This window comes from Parabacteroides sp. AF39-10AC (assembly GCF_003635405.1).
GTDB classification, from domain to species: Bacteria; Bacteroidota; Bacteroidia; order Bacteroidales; family Tannerellaceae; genus Parabacteroides; species Parabacteroides distasonis.
Window position 1 is genome coordinate 368,472 of sequence record NZ_QTLP01000001.1, and the last position, 15,584, is coordinate 384,055.

General features: G+C 52.2%; 9 protein-coding genes and 1 pseudogene. 6 read left to right on the forward strand and 4 right to left on the reverse strand.

The window, feature by feature from the left end; all coding sequences use genetic code 11:
- A pseudogene (locus DW033_RS24810) lies at positions 1-179 on the reverse strand (DNA starvation/stationary phase protection protein); the annotation flags it as partial.
- 637 nt (positions 180-816) lie between these two features.
- On the opposite strand from DW033_RS24810, the gene mfd reads away from it, so the two are divergent.
- The 6 genes from mfd to DW033_RS01595 all read left to right on the forward strand — a co-directional run bounded on the left by mfd (position 817) and on the right by DW033_RS01595 (position 11,634).
- Positions 817-4,179: a transcription-repair coupling factor gene (gene mfd, locus DW033_RS01575; RefSeq protein WP_122382341.1), complete on the forward strand. Its 3,363-nt coding sequence runs from the start codon at positions 817-819 to the stop codon at positions 4,177-4,179.
- A gap of 27 nt (positions 4,180-4,206) precedes the next feature.
- Positions 4,207-6,108 (forward strand): long-chain fatty acid--CoA ligase, encoded by a 1,902-nt coding sequence (locus DW033_RS01580; protein ID WP_122382324.1) that lies wholly within the window; start codon positions 4,207-4,209, stop codon positions 6,106-6,108.
- Between the two features lie 24 nt (positions 6,109-6,132).
- A complete protein-coding gene (locus tag DW033_RS24440) occupies positions 6,133-6,288 on the forward strand; it encodes a hypothetical protein (protein WP_162613644.1) in 156 nt (51 codons plus the stop codon).
- A gap of 423 nt (positions 6,289-6,711) precedes the next feature.
- Positions 6,712-7,521, forward strand: a complete 810-nt coding sequence (locus DW033_RS01585; RefSeq protein WP_122382325.1) for a DUF6261 family protein — start codon at positions 6,712-6,714, stop codon at positions 7,519-7,521.
- 172 nt (positions 7,522-7,693) lie between these two features.
- Positions 7,694-10,282, forward strand: coding sequence for a DUF5686 and carboxypeptidase-like regulatory domain-containing protein (locus tag DW033_RS01590; protein ID WP_122369231.1), 2,589 nt, complete (start codon positions 7,694-7,696; stop codon positions 10,280-10,282).
- Positions 10,283-10,338: 56 nt separating this feature from the next.
- The gene (locus DW033_RS01595) at positions 10,339-11,634 is read left to right on the forward strand and encodes a Na+/H+ antiporter NhaC family protein (protein ID WP_005863068.1); all 1,296 of its coding nucleotides are present in this window, start codon (positions 10,339-10,341) and stop codon (positions 11,632-11,634) included.
- A gap of 151 nt (positions 11,635-11,785) precedes the next feature.
- Here the strand turns inward: DW033_RS01595 and DW033_RS01600 are convergent, their stop codons facing one another.
- The 3 genes from DW033_RS01600 to DW033_RS01610 all read right to left on the reverse strand — a co-directional run bounded on the left by DW033_RS01600 (position 11,786) and on the right by DW033_RS01610 (position 15,489).
- On the reverse strand, positions 11,786-12,754 hold the full coding sequence (locus DW033_RS01600) for a hypothetical protein (RefSeq protein ID WP_057326474.1): 969 nt from the start codon (positions 12,752-12,754) through the stop codon (positions 11,786-11,788).
- Positions 12,755-12,760: 6 nt separating this feature from the next.
- On the reverse strand, positions 12,761-13,303 hold the full coding sequence (locus DW033_RS01605) for a ferredoxin domain-containing protein (protein WP_057326475.1): 543 nt from the start codon (positions 13,301-13,303) through the stop codon (positions 12,761-12,763).
- Between the two features lie 71 nt (positions 13,304-13,374).
- Positions 13,375-15,489 carry a KamA family radical SAM protein gene (locus DW033_RS01610; protein ID WP_122382326.1) on the reverse strand — a complete coding sequence of 705 codons (2,115 nt, stop codon included), beginning with the start codon at positions 15,487-15,489 and terminating at the stop codon, positions 13,375-13,377.
- Between the last annotated feature and the right edge of the window lie 95 nt (positions 15,490-15,584).

Below are 15,584 nucleotides of genomic sequence, written 5' to 3' on the forward strand. Positions count from 1 at the left end.
TTGTTGTACATATCCTCGAATTTACCATGAAGAACGAAGAAACCGTGTCCCTTGATATTCCAGTGGAAACCACGAAGGTTCGTATAGAATACTTGGTAGTCCGCCAATAATTGTTTCAAGCTTGCTACTACGTTACTTACCGCTGATGCGTCTAAGTGGATATAATCTAATGTTCTCATAATTGCTACTTTTTAATTTGTTATACTTTTTGCTTTTCTTGTACCACAAAGATACGGCAAGTATAAGTAGCTGTCAAACAGATAATTTTTATATCAAGATAGAGGAAATTTATTAAACTATTCCATACAATAAGTATGCAAATGACATGAATACATAAATAATTGGATACTAACATTTTAAAAAGACGATTATCATTTTCGAAAAACACGTACGTGTTTTTTTGAAAAGTCGTACATGTTTTTCGGGAAACACGTACGACTTTTTACAGAATCATACGGCAAGGAACTAGAACATACATAAAAATATACGATAAGTCTCCCTTTTTCAGGGGGCCCAAAAGCATTTCCCCCAAAATCCCCTACTCGAATTATCGCTGTGGTTTTAGAGAGCCGTAAAAGAATGAAGCCGTTGCGCCTCCGTCTATCAGAAAATTTCTTGCGCAGAGGATGGCAAAGATAGATGAGTCCGTTCTATAGCCACTTAGCAAATTTACAGATTCTCTTACCACATTTACGGATTTACCAATATCAATAGTCGTCTTTATCAAGGATTAGTTACTTGATAAAGAAAGAAACCGGACGAACACCTATAAAAACTTAAGCAAAAAGGTTACCTTTGCGGAAACAAGATTTCGCTTTGGAAGTACAAGAATTATTGAAACTATATGCCGCTCACCCGCAAGTGACGGCGCTGGACACCTTACTGAAAAACGATACGTCCCGCAATATATTCCTAAAGGGACTGAATGGCTCGGGTCCGGCAATGACGATCGCCTCTCTTTTTACGAAAGGAAGGGGAAGTTATGTGTGCGTGTTGAACGACCAAGAGGAAGCCGGCTATTTCTATCACGACTTGATGCAGCTTACCGCCAGCGATGAGGTATACTTCTTCCCATCCGCTTACCGGAGGGCCATCAAGTACGGGCATGTCGATCCGGCGAACGAGATCCTGCGCACCGAGGTACTCAGCCGGTTGCAAGACCCGGACGCCTCTTTCGTGATCGTCACGTATCCGGACGCCTTGGCGGAACGAGTCGTGGCCCGGGAGGTATTGAAGGAGAATACCTTAAAGATCAGCGTGGGCGAGAAGCTGGATAATATGTTTGTCTCCGACGTGCTGGACGAGTATGGCTTCGAGCAGGTCGACTATGTATATGAGCCGGGGCAGTACGCCCTCCGTGGCAGTATCCTCGACGTTTTCTCTTTCTCCAACGAGTTTCCTTACCGTATAGACTTTTTCGGCGACGAGGTGGAGACCATCCGTACGTTCGACGTGGAGACGCAACTCAGCAAGGAGAAACTGGACAGCATCTATATCGTACCGGAGATGAGCAAGAACGCCATGGATAGTACTTCCTTGCTAGGCTCCCTTCCCCGGAACACCTGCATAGCGGCGAGAGATCTCGCATGGTGCAAGGAGCGCATCGGAAGCGTATGGAACGACGATCCGGTGGTAGCCGACGAGGAATCCTTCGCCGATATCGACCAGATGCGGAAGAAATTAGTCCGGGGCGAGGACTTCCTACGGGAGGTCTTGGATTTCCGTCGCATTCATTTCGGGGCACGGCCGATGGGAACGGCGGACGCTACCATCCATTTCTCTACGCAAACGCAGCCGATCTATCATAAGAATTTCGACCGGGTGAGCGAGTCGTTCCATAAATACCTCGACGAGGGCTATACATTATATATATTGAGCGATCAAGAGAAACAAGCCAACCGTATCCGGATGATTTTCGAGGATAGGGGCGACAATATCCCTTTCACCGCCGTAAACCGCACGATACACGAGGGATTCGCCGATGATACGCTACGCATCTGCTTTTTCACCGATCATCAATTGTTCGACCGCTTCCACAAGTTCAACTTGAAGAGCGATAAGGCACGAAGCGGAAAGATCACCCTTTCGCTCAAGGAGCTGAACCAGTTCTCGCAAGGGGATTATATCGTACATATCGACCATGGCGTAGGACAGTTCGGAGGATTGGTACGCACCGAGGTGAACGGTAAGATGCAAGAGGCCATCAAATTGATTTATCAGAATAACGATATTATATTCGTCAGCATCCATTCCCTGCATAAATTATCGAAATACAAGGGGAAAGAGAGCGGCGAGCCGCCTAAGTTGAGCAAGCTCGGCACAGGCGCTTGGGAAAAGATGAAGGAACGTACCAAGGCGAAGGTGAAGGATATCGCCCGGGACTTGATCCTCCTCTATTCCAAACGCAAGCAAGAGACGGGTTTCGCCTACACGCCGGACAGCTTCATGCAGCATGAGCTGGAAGCCAGCTTCATCTATGAGGACACGCCGGACCAGATGAAGGCTACCGCCGAGGTCAAGGCGGATATGGAAAGTACCCGTCCGATGGACCGGTTGATTTGTGGAGACGTTGGTTTCGGAAAGACCGAGGTGGCTATCCGTGCGGCATTCAAGGCGGTATCGGACAATAAGCAGGTGGCCGTGTTGGTACCCACCACCGTACTGGCTTTCCAGCATTACCAGACGTTTTGTGAGCGCTTGAAGGATTTCCCTTGCAAGATCGATTATATCAGCCGGGCCCGTACGGCCGCGCAAATCAAGGCTACCTTGAAAGAGCTGAAAGAGGGCGAGGTGAATATCTTGATCGGCACCCACCGGATCGTCGGCAAGGATGTACGTTTCAAGGATCTGGGCTTGCTTATCATCGACGAGGAGCAGAAGTTCGGGGTATCCGTCAAGGAGAAGCTTCGGCAGCTGAAGGTGAACGTGGACACCTTGACAATGACGGCCACCCCAATCCCCCGTACCCTACAGTTCTCCTTGATGGGGGCCCGGGATCTTTCCAGCATCACCACGCCACCGCCCAACCGTTATCCCGTGCAGACGGAGGTGGAGCGTTTCAACCCCGATATCATCCGGGAAGCGATCAATTTCGAGATGAGCCGGAACGGGCAGGTATTCTTCATCAACAACCGTATCCAGAACATTTACGAGATGGAAGCCTTGGTACGGCGGGAAGTCCCCGACGCACGGGTAGCCGTGGGGCACGGGCAGATGGAGCCGGAGAAGCTGGAAAAGATCATCCTCGATTTCGTGAATTATGAGTATGACGTATTGATAGCCACCAGTATCGTGGAGAGCGGCATCGACGTGCCTAACGCCAATACGATCATCATCAACAACGCCCAGCAATTCGGGCTTAGCGACCTCCATCAGCTACGCGGACGGGTGGGACGAAGCAATCGGAAAGCCTTCTGCTACCTCCTTTCCCCGCCCCTCACCTCGCTGACGCAGGAGGCACGGCGCAGGTTGCAAGCGATCGAGAACTTCTCCGAGCTGGGTAGCGGTATCCATATCGCCATGCAAGACCTCGATATCCGGGGGGCCGGCAATATGTTGGGGGCTGAGCAAAGCGGTTTCATAGCGGATCTGGGTTACGAGACGTACCAGAAGATCTTGGAGGAGGCGGTAGACGAGTTGAAAAGCGAGGAATTCGCCGATCTTTACGCCGATAACACCGAAGGGCACCGGGATACGGGCAGCGAGTACGTCCGGGAGACCTATATCGAGAGCGATCTGGAATTGATGTTCCCTCCCACCTACATCCCCAACGACTCGGAACGTATTTCCCTATACCGGGAGTTGGATAATATGGAGGAGGAACGTGACATCCTCGCCTTTACGGAGCGCCTGAAAGACCGCTTTGGCAAGATACCGAAGGAGGGCAAGGAGTTGATCCGGATCGTGCGCCTCCGCCGCATGGCCAAGAAACTGGGCATGGAGAAAGTGGTCCTGAAGAAAGGGCAGATGAGCCTCTTCTTGGTGAATAACCCGGACAGCCCGTATTACCAAAGCGAGGCGTTCGGCAAGCTGCTGGGCTTCATCCAAAAGCATCCCCGTGAATGCAACCTCCGGGAGCAGAATGGCAAGCGAAGCATCGTGATCAAGAACGTCCCTACGGTGGAAGCGGCATGCGGCTACCTGCAAGAGATGGAAAAAATAAACTCAACCAACTTTTGACACATCCTCTTACAAACACGAAAAGATATGGAAAAGAAAACGATTATAGACCTTTTTGAGAGTTCAGCCAAGCGATTCCCGAGTAATCCTTTTTTATGGGAGAAGACGGGCAAGCGATTCGAGCCAACCACTTACGCCGAGGTTCGCGACCTCGTCTATGAGGAAAGCGCCGGCCTCATATCGCTGGGTGTGCGAAAGGGGGATAATATGGCTTTACTGAGCGAAGGGCGCAACGCGTGGATCATCGGCGAGCTGGCCATGTTCTACGCCGGGGCGACGAACGTGCCCCTATCGATCAAGCTGGAGGAGGCGAACGACCTCTTATTCCGCCTCGTCCACGCCGACGTGAAATATATCATGGTATCGGGCCAGCAACTCAAGAAAATCCGGGCGATCAAGGATAAGCTCCCCGCCGTACGGAAGATCATCGTACTCGACGAGCAAGCGGAATACCAAGACCGTGAGATGCCGCTGTCCGAGATACGCCGGATGGGGAAGGTCTATCTGGGTATTCATCCGCTAGAGGAGTTCTTGGCGATCGGGCAATCGCTGGGCAACGATGATTACGCCACCATCACCTATACCTCCGGCACGACCGCCGATCCGAAAGGCGTGATCCTCACCCACCGCAACTATACGGCGAACGTGGAGCAAGCGCTCACTTGCGTGGATATAGACGATACGTGGCGTACGCTGGTGATCCTCCCGTTGGACCATTGCTTCGCCCACGTGGTAGGATTCTACATCTTCATGTCGAAGGGAGCCTCGGTAGCTACCGTGCAGGTAGGGCGTACCGGTATGGAGACCTTGAAGAATATCCCTATCAATATAAAGGAGTTCAAGCCGTACCTGATATTAAGTGTCCCCGCCTTGGCGAAGAACTTCAAGAAGAATATCGAGCAGGGTATCCGAGCGCGAGGCAAGAACGCCGTCCGCCTTTTCAACCTAGCCTTACGGATCGGTTATATCTATAACGGGGATAGCGACGAGGAGGAAGGAAAAGGTTTCCGCGTCCTCTTGAAGCCACTGGTCCGTTTGTTCGACAAGCTATTGTTCGCGAAAGTCCGTGAGAACTTCGGGGGCGAGCTGAAGTTCTTTATCGGAGGGGGCGCCTTGCTGGATAAGGACTTGCAGAAGTTCTATTACGCCTTGGGAATCCCGATGTACCAAGGATACGGGCTGAGCGAGGCGACACCGATCATCTCGACCAACGGCCCCCGCCGCCATACCTTCGGCAGTAGCGGCGTATTGGTGCGGCCCCTCGACCTAAAGATCTGCGACATGGACGGCAACGTACTTCCTCCGGGGGAGAAAGGCGAGATCGTCATCCGGGGAGAGAACGTGATGGCCGGCTACTGGAAGAACCCGGCATCGACGGCCGATACCGTAAAGGAGGGTTGGCTGTACACCGGGGATATGGGATATATGCATGACGGGCTTCTTTATGTGTTGGGGCGTTTCAAGAGCCTGCTGATCGGAAGCGACGGGGAGAAATACAGTCCGGAGGGTATAGAGGAAGCCTTGGTAGAGCATTCCTCTTGCATCGACCAGCTGATCCTGTACAATAACCAGAGTCCGTACACGACCGCCCTGTTGGTCCCTAACAAAGAACGGTTGCGGAAACATCTGGCCCACCAGAATCTGGACCTCACGAGCGATCAAGGCCGGGAAGAGGCCATCCGTATCATCCAGCGCCAGATCGACCGTTTCCGCAAGGGAGGCGACCTGTCCACCCTATTCCCGGATCGTTGGTTGCCGACCACCTTCGCCATCCTCCCCGAGCCTTTCACCGAGCAAAACGGCATGGTAAATAGCACCATGAAGATCGTCCGGGGCAAGGTAGAGAAAGCCTACGCCGCCCGTATCGCCCAGCTCTATACCCCCGAGGGGAAGAACCCGCTGAACAAGTGGAACAAGGAGGCGTTGTAGAGATGCGGCGTGCTCGCCTACTCCATGCACCCCCGAGAAGGCTCCCTAAGCACGAAGCAGTATTACAACCCGGAATATTATCCGTTCTTGGTTCCTACGTTAGATGACAATGGCAAGCAGATCGGGGATCTGGTACAGCCCGAGGGCGGCACGCGTATCATCGTGATCAAGAAGAAATGATTTATCGCGAGGCCCGGCCACCAAGGTTGGGCCTCGCATTTTTTACAGATTTGACCTCGCGCCTGCCGCGGGATACCGCATTTCTCCAAGATTCGGCCTCGCGCCCGATGTACCCCCCGCATTTTTCGCAAATTCCACCACGCGCCTGCCGCGAGATGCCGCATTTCTCCAAGATTCGACCTCGCACCCGATGCACCCCCCGCATTTTTCGCGAATTCCACCACGCACCTGCCGCAAGGTGGAATATTTCCCTAAGATTCCGTTTCGCACCCGATGTAAGCCCCGTATTTTCGCAAGATTCGACTTTTCACCTGCCGCGAGGTCGAATCCGCGAAAAACACGGCGGTTCCCAGAGCTATATCAATCGATTTGTCGTACCTTTAGCCAGTGTTAAACAGATCATGGATCTAAATCAATAAGAAAATGGGAAAGATTACAAAAGTAAAAGACATTAACATCGCAAAATTAAACAACGCCGAGTACCGGACCTTCATGGCCCGCTACGGGAGCCTGATCGCAGGTGACGGCGGCGATTCCGAATCTCCCGACGAGATCAGCTTCGACCCGAACGACCCGCTGGGCATCCCCGCCGAGCTGCGCACGGCCTTCGACAGCGACTTCAAGCTGCTGACCGACGCCGTCAACCAATCCTCCGCCAGCGAGGAAACCGCGCAGATGTCCGCCATCGACAAGGAGCGAGACGACCTGCTCACCTTCATCACCTCCACCGTATCGCAAATGACGAAAAGCCCGCTGGCGGCGCAACGCACGGCCGCCGAGAAGCTATACCTCGCCGTGAAACCCTACATCGGCGCCGCACGCCTCGCCAACTTGCAGGAGACGGCCGCCATCGAGGGCTTGCTGACCGACCTAGCCAAGGAGGGCATGCCCGAGGCACTGGCGGCGATCACCCTCACCGAGGTAGTGGCCACGCTGAAGGAGAAGAACCAGCAATACGCAGCCTTGACCGAGCAGCGCACCAACGCACGGGCCGACCTCCCGGTGGAGAGCGCCAAGAAAATCCGCCTCCGCATGGACGAGGAATACGACGAGATGACCACCTACGCCTTCGCCCAAAGCGTGGTGAAGCCCACTCAGGTGACGGCCACCTTCATCAGCCGCCTCAACGCGCTGATCGACGAGACCAACGCCCTCTACAACCAACGCATAGCGCTCGTGAAAGCCGCCGCCGCCAAGAAGCAAGCGGATAGCGAATCGCCGTCAGAGATATAAAGCCGTGAGGCCCTCATGTTTTTTAGATTTAAGAATGATGGGGCTCCCCTCCCTCCAAGGAGGGGATGCCCCATTGATTAATGATTATTAATAGCCTCTCCCCCCTCCCTCCCACGAAAAAAACATACCTTTGCCAACAGTATTATCCGTGAAGGAATAACGAGACATTTACATGATAAGATCTATTCGCTATATCACTTTGCTAGTCCTGTTACAATTCGTGACCGGCATTTCCGTCCTATACGCCCAGAGCATAACTTCCGCATCCGGAATCGTGAGAGACTCCGTAAGCGGGGAACCCCTATCCTACGTATCCGTCATGTTCGAGAACTCGACGATCGGGGCGATGACCGACGATGACGGGGCTTTCAGCCTCCAGAATGACAAAGGGCTTACCCGGCTGGTCGTATCCTCGCTTGGATATGACAATAAGGTCGTAAACCTAAAGGCGGGGCAAAAGAACAACGCCCTCAACGTGCTCCTCCGGCCTACCTCGTTCGAGATTGCCGAGGTAGTCGTCAAGCCTAAACGTGAGAAATATTCCCGCAAGGACAACCCCGCCGTGGAACTGATCAAGAAAGTCATAGAGCATAAGAACGACAACCGCATCGAGGCGAAGGACGAGTACCAAAGCGAGGTGTACGAGAAGCTCAGCATGTCGCTGGACGACTTCAACCCCAATCTCGAGAAGAATAAGTTCCTGAAGAAATTCAAGTTCATCAAGAACTATCTGGATACCTCGGAGTTCAACGGGAAACCGATCCTGACGATCTCCGTCCGTGAGACGATCTCCGACCAATACTACCGCAAACATCCCAAGGCGGAGAAGACGATCACCAAGGCCAAGCGCCAGCAGGGTATCGACAAGACCTTGGACGATGGAGGCGCCATCACCGCCAACCTTGAGGAGATATTCAAGGGCGTCAATATCTTCGACAACAATATCAATATCTTGTTGAACCGTTTCGTGAGCCCGTTATCTTCCACGCTGGCCGTCTCCTATTACAAATATTATATCATGGATACAGTGGACGTTGCCGGAGATAAATGTGTGGATCTCGCCTTCGTGCCCGTAAACAGCCAGAGCTATGGTTTCACGGGCCGCTTGTACATCACGCTGGACGGTAATTACGCCGTCAAGAAATTCCTCTTGAACACCCCGGCGAACATCAACCTCAACTGGGTGGACAAGCTCCGGATCGAGCAAGAGTTCAAGCGGATGCCGGATAGCACTTGGGTGCTCGCCAATGAGAATACTTACGTTAATTTCTATATCGTAAAAGGGGCGCAACAGCTCTACGCCCACCAGCTAAGGAATTTCGATAAGTATCAGTTCGACGTGCAGAACGCCGACTCGATCTTCGGCCTTCTCGGCCCGATCCATGAGTTGCCCGAAGCCACCGCCCAGACCGACACCTTCTGGATACACAACCGCCATGTCCCCTTGAAAGAGAAAGAGAGCGCCTTGGACGACTTGCTGGCGCAACTTCGCAAGGTACCGGCTTTCAACGTGATCATCAAGACCGCCGAGATATTGATCACCGGTTATATCCCGACCACGGCGGACAAGGATAAGAGCAAGTTCGATTTCGGACCGATGAATACCACGTTCAGCGCCAACCATCTGGAGGGCTTCCGCATGCGTGTGGGAGGTATGACGACGGCAAACCTCAACCCGCACTGGTTCGGTAGCGGTTATCTGGCCTATGGCGTAAACGACCGTAAGCTAAAGTATAACGCCAAGCTGACGTATAGCGTGAACAAGAAGAAATATCACGAGGGAGAAAGCCCGGTGAACAATATCTCTGCGATCCAAGAGTACGACGTATATACGCCTGGTCAGGACTTCCTCTTCACCAGCAAGGATAATATGTTCGTGGCATGGAAGGTGGGCGAGCCCGTCACCATGATGCAATACATCCGCAAGACCATGCTCCAGTACCAGAAGGAATGGCTGAATGGCCTGACCCTTACCACTTGGGCGCGGAACGAGAACAACGAGGCGGCCGGAACGCTCCGCTACGACCGTTACGACGCCGACGGGACATTGACGAACCTAAAGAGTTTCACCAACACGGAGCTAGGGACCCAGCTTCGTTTCGCCCCGGGCGAGCGTGCCTATAACGGACGAGAGGGTAAGAACTCGCTTTTCAACCTCTCGAAAGACGCTCCCGTATTCAAGCTATCCCATCAGATGGGATTGAAGAACGTGTTGGGGGGCGACTTCAACTACAACCATACGGAGATCAGCGCCGAGAAACGGATCTGGCTCTCTTCCTTCGGACATATCGACGCCTTGGTGACGGCGGGCAAGGTATGGGACAAGGTTCCTTTCCCCTTGCTCATCATGCCGAATACCAACCAGTCCATCACGATCCAGCCGCAAGCCTTCAACATGATGCGTGCGCTGGAGTTCGTAAGCGACCAGTATGTTTCGTTCTACTTCACGTATTATATGAAGGGATGGATCTTAAACCGTATTCCCGGCGTGAAGTGGCTACGTTTGCGTGAGGTGATATCGTTCAGCGGTTTCTACGGAGGACTGACCGATAAGAACAACCCTGCCTTGGACCCGACGGGACTATACCGTTTCCCCGAGGGAACCTCGCCGATGGGCCGTACGCCTTACCTGGAGGCCAGCGTAGGTCTGGAGAACATCTTCAAGATATTACGGATCGATTATTACCGCCGGTTGACGTATCTGGACCAACCGAATATCAAGAAGGGGGGCGTGCGTATAGCGCTGCGGTTCTCCTTCTAAGAGAAGGGACGTAGAGAATTGACAGTTGACAGTTAATTTAAGAGAGATAAGAAAAAATGGGGGAGTTGGAACGCAGACCGAACGCTTGGGCGTTGACACCGCTGGTGGTATTCTTATTGACTTATTTGGTGGTATCTATCGTGGCGGGAGATTTCTATAAGATGCCGATAACGGTAGCCTTCGTCATCTCCTCGATCGTAGCGATAGCGATCTCCAAGGGAGGCAAATTAAGCAACCGCATCGAGCAGTTCTGCCGGGGGGCGGCCAACAGTAATATCATGCTGATGGTATTGATCTTCATCCTCGCCGGGGCCTTCGCGCAGACCGCCAAGGCGATGGGTGCCGTAGACGCTACCGTGAATCTGGCGATGTCCATCCTGCCCGGTAACCTGTTGGCGGCCGGAATCTTCCTAGCCGCTTGCTTCATATCCATCTCGGTAGGTACGTCGGTGGGCACGATCGTGGCCTTGGCCCCGGTAGCTGTCGGTATAGCGGACAAGACGGGGATGCCGGACGCCCTTATGCTGGGTGTCGTGGTGAGCGGCGCTATGTTCGGCGATAACCTGTCGTTCATATCCGATACGACTATCGTAGCTACCCGCACGCAGGGTTGCCAGATGTCCGATAAGTTCAAGGTGAATATCCGTATCGCCCTCCCGATAGCGATCCTGACCGGATTGATATACGTGCTGGTGGGAAGCGGCGTGGAGAACGCTTACGCCCCCGCCCCGATCGAATGGGTCAAGGTGATCCCTTATCTGGTGGTATTGGTAACCGCCGTTTGCGGGATCAATGTCATGCTGGTGCTATTCATCGGGATCGTCCTGTCCGGTATAGTAGGTCTGTGGACCGGTAGCTTCGATATCTGGGGCTGGAACGCCTCCATGGGACTAGGTATCACGAATATGGGCGAGCTGATTATCGTGACGCTTCTGGCAGGAGGCATGTTGGAGATGATCCGTTATAACGGGGGTATCGACTGGATCATCCGCAAGCTTACCTCCCGCATCCATTCCTCCAAGGGGGCCGAGATGAGCATAGCGGCCTTGGTAAGTTTCGCCAACCTCTGCACGGCCAACAATACGATCGCCCTCATCATGGCCGGCCCGATCGCCAAAGATATAGCGGACCGGTTCAAGATAGATCCCCGCCGCAGCGCCAGCCTATTGGATATCTTCTCTTGCTTCGTACAGGGAATCATCCCCTACGGCGCCCAGATGTTGATGGCCGCCGGACTCGGGCATGTCTCCCCTATCGAGATCATGCAATATCTTTACTACCCGTATCTATTGGGAGCAGGCGCCTTATTGGCGATCTTATTCAATTATCCGAGGAAATATACACTCGTATAGACTGCCCGTCCTTACGAAAAAACACAATAGTATTCAAAGCAAAAAGACTATTGTGTCCGGGATTGAATACTATTGTGTTCGCTGATGAATACTACTGTGTTCAGGTGGGAACACGGTAGTGTTTGGGAGCGATGGGAATACCGCTGTCGGATTAGCCGAACAAATCCAGCGTAAGCTGTTTCTTCGCGGCTTCCAGTTTACGAAGATGCCGCTTGCCTTGAGGGGTGACGATCTCCATCTTATCGAAACGGGTACGTATCACCGTAGTCACGGTATAGCTCACGTTGACCACCTCTCCTAGCTCCGACAGACGGCGGGCGATCTCCAAGACGCAATCGATGCACATACCGCTCGTGAACGAGATCTTGTCCTCGAACATCTGTTTCTTGAAATCCTCATCTTGCATATAGAAATCGATCGTCTCGCCTCCCTTGTTGTAGATACCTTTCCACCGATACTTACTGTCTTTCAGTACCGGCGAGATGATCTCTATCGTGGCCTTATTATCCTTGACCGTAGGCAGATCGTCGCTACGCAAGATAAAATAATCGAACTGGTCCCGTTTCACCTCCAGCGAACCGGAACGGTTGCGATCCTTCTCGTTCAACTCACGTACCGAGATTTTCGTCACCTTCGGATACCCTTTCAAAGCCTCGTAGAAATTAGACTTACACTTACAGAAACGGGGCGAGGCGTTCAACAGGTCGATCAAGCGGTGTGAAGGCGTAGCCCCCGGAGTCTTCAGCCGTAGTTCACGGCGTAACTTGGACAGCTCATGCTGCATCTCCTCCTCGTCCGCCGGCGTACGATCCATCAGCGGTTGTCCACCTACCGACAAGGAAGGACGGGTCAATATCTGCATCACCAAGTTCAACACGATAGAGATAGAGCGGCTACTCTCCCCAGCCACGCCCAGCTTCTCACGGAAACCACCCTCCTTATCGTAAGGCTCGTTGTAAACCGTCAGCTTCACGTCCAGCATATCCGCCAAGGAACGTATCAGCGTAAGAATCTCCTTCTCACACCGGTGCTTGGTCATGGCATCCATATAATTGGATTTATTATTAAAGGAATAACGTATCTCCAGCTTATTCGCGAATTTTAGAATAGAGTCACTCATTTGTTTCTAGTTTTTCGGTTCTTCTTTCGGTTTACGATCAAAAAACGGGTTCTTCGACGAGGCGCTGACCGGTATCGCCATCACGCATTTACAGTCTCCCAACAGCCCCAGTCGTTGGGCCGCCAAGCCGGCGCTGAACATGACACGAGTATCCACACGCAGGTCCGCCGCCGTAGCGCAAGCCGAGCCGATAGCGATACCCAGATCGACGGAATTAATAGCGCACGGAACCAAGTCCGGCTTCTCCACGCAGGTATCGAAACCACAATGGGCGCAGTTCAAGCCTTGTACTTTCTGGGAGGTACCGATAATCACCACGGCATCGGCACTCTTTATATTCTCGGCGTCACGGAGCAGGAACTTGAATCCGGTCTCGGCCGCTATCTGGATCATCTCATCGGACAAGCGCAAGATATCCCCATCCGTCACCATCGCTATCTCTATGATATCAATACCCTTGCCTTTAGGAGCCGTGCGAGCGGCTGTCATCATACGGCGTGCGGCCTGTAACACAAGCTCATGCCTGATTTCTCTTTCGTTCTGTATCATATCCTTCTAAATTCAGTGAAACAAAATTAAGCAAAATATACGAAACCAAGGCAAACATATGAGGATAGAATTCATAATTCAAGATTAGTCATTCGGTCCGTGGCCTTAAAGGGATAAGCCGGGTATTCATAAATACTGAAGCGAGGCTCCGTCTCTCCCTCGCAATAATTCCAGATCGTACGGTACTCATTGACATCCTCGCCCATCTCCTTCAATTGCCTAAGGTAAGCGGCCACGGATTTATTCTCCACGATATAAACCTCACCCATTTGATCGATAATCGGGCTATGCCGACGGCTCCCGTCGTGATCGAACTTAAGAATCCGCTTTCCCTCGGAAGTCAGGCCTATGGTATGGAAAGTCATGCTCTTACCAATAGCGGGCAAGTTCAATACATTACGATCCGTACCTGCGAACAACAACCCGTTTTCCTTCAGGAAACGAACCAAACGCTTGCCTAAAGGACGTTGGTTACGGATCATATCATACAACTCCGCCTGTTTCTCCTCCGGCACCTGCCCGAAGATCTTCTCCTCACGAGCCTCTTGCAACGAGCGGCTATTCGGGGTGTAAACCGCATAATTCTCCAGGAATCCTTTCACGGAGAACGTATAATAGCAAACCACCCCAAGGGCGTTTAAGGTCTGCCGTAATTTCGCCGTATGTCCCTTACGGGAAGCCGAAACCGTATATACCAACTGATTCGTGATCGTCCAGCCCGCCGCCAAGATCGCCTCGATAGCGTGCCTCGCCTCCGGTGTCACCTCTAGTGGAGACTGGAAATGCGTTTGTATATAGAACTGGCTCACGCCGATAGCGGAAGCCTTCTCCTTGAACTCCCTCAATATACCGACCAACTCATCGGTCACACGCAGCGGAAGATAAGCCAGCAACCGGGAACCTAGCCGTACCCGTTGCAACTCGGCGTACTTCTCGCCCTCCGGACGGCTCTCGTTCGCCTTCCGTTTCCGCACCGCCATCTTATATACCGCCTCCAATATCTTACGCAAGGTAGCGTTCTGGCTCATCAAGGCATCCCCGCCCGTTATCAAGATATCCCTCAGTTGGGCGTCTTCCTCAAAATAACGCATCAGACGACGTAACTTCCGGTCCCAACTCTCCTTAGGCTTCAGAGCCTCGAAATCGAAATTCAACCGCTCGCTCTGGAAATCATACATGCGCTGGCAAGAAGCGCACAATCCACCGCAGGCACGCCCCATCGAATCGGGGATCAAGATCGCCACCTCCGGATACCTCCGGTGTATATTATGTCCCTCCGGCAATAGCCAACCCGCCGCGTTCGGCTCATCGGCAACGACCATGTCTTCCTTTTCCCACGCCTTAATGCTTCCATACGTATCTACCAGCTCGTTCGAGTACATGATGTACGATCGCACCGTAGCGTCGTCATACCCCTCATGTTCTATATTTAATAGGGAAAGATAATAAGGAGTCACAAAAAAGGGCATCCCCTTCTTTTTGGCACGAGCCAATAAGCTCATCGTCTCGTCCGACAGGGAATATCCCAAAAAGGAGTTCAATTCCGTAGGACTCTTGATCGCCATCGACAAATGGAAACGAGCGGTATTCCACCATTCACGTACCCGGGCCTCTTTCTCCTCATAGGAGATGCCCTCGGCGAACTGAAAACGTGACGAAGGGCTATGGCGTCTTTCTATCTTCTTGATCAAGCAAGCGATGATACGCTCCTTGTTCCTCTCACGGATAGCGATTACCTCCGGGTCAAGCCCGGTCGGCCAGCGGCTCATCTGCCTTTTCACCAATGCCCGGTCCGGTAGGATCTCAACCGGATATTCCAATAAATCAAACTGATGGTATAGGTCAATGAATAAATCAGGAGAGACCTCATTTTCCAAATGGCCGGTCAGGAACTGCCAAAGATAAGTGACCGTCCGCACCGGAAGACGCTCGCCCGTAGACAGCTCGTCCACGAAAGTATCATCATGCTCAATCAAAAGAAGGATACGTCTCGCCACCGCCATTCCTACGTTTTCTTGGGTACTTTCCTTTTCCGTGAGCCGGGATAAAATAAGAGAACGCAAAGCATCCTTAAAATACTTTGCGTTCTCACTTTCTTCCGCTAAGGTCACCAACCAAGGGAAGCTCTGATTATATACTTTTTTTAGTTTAGAAATGTCGGATACAAGATGTTCTTTTTTTATCATAAGCATGTCATTTTTGTAGATTAGAATACATTTGTAAAGCGCCCTCTTGACGATTTCCTACAAAAATAACAAAAAATACGACAAAATGCCGTTTA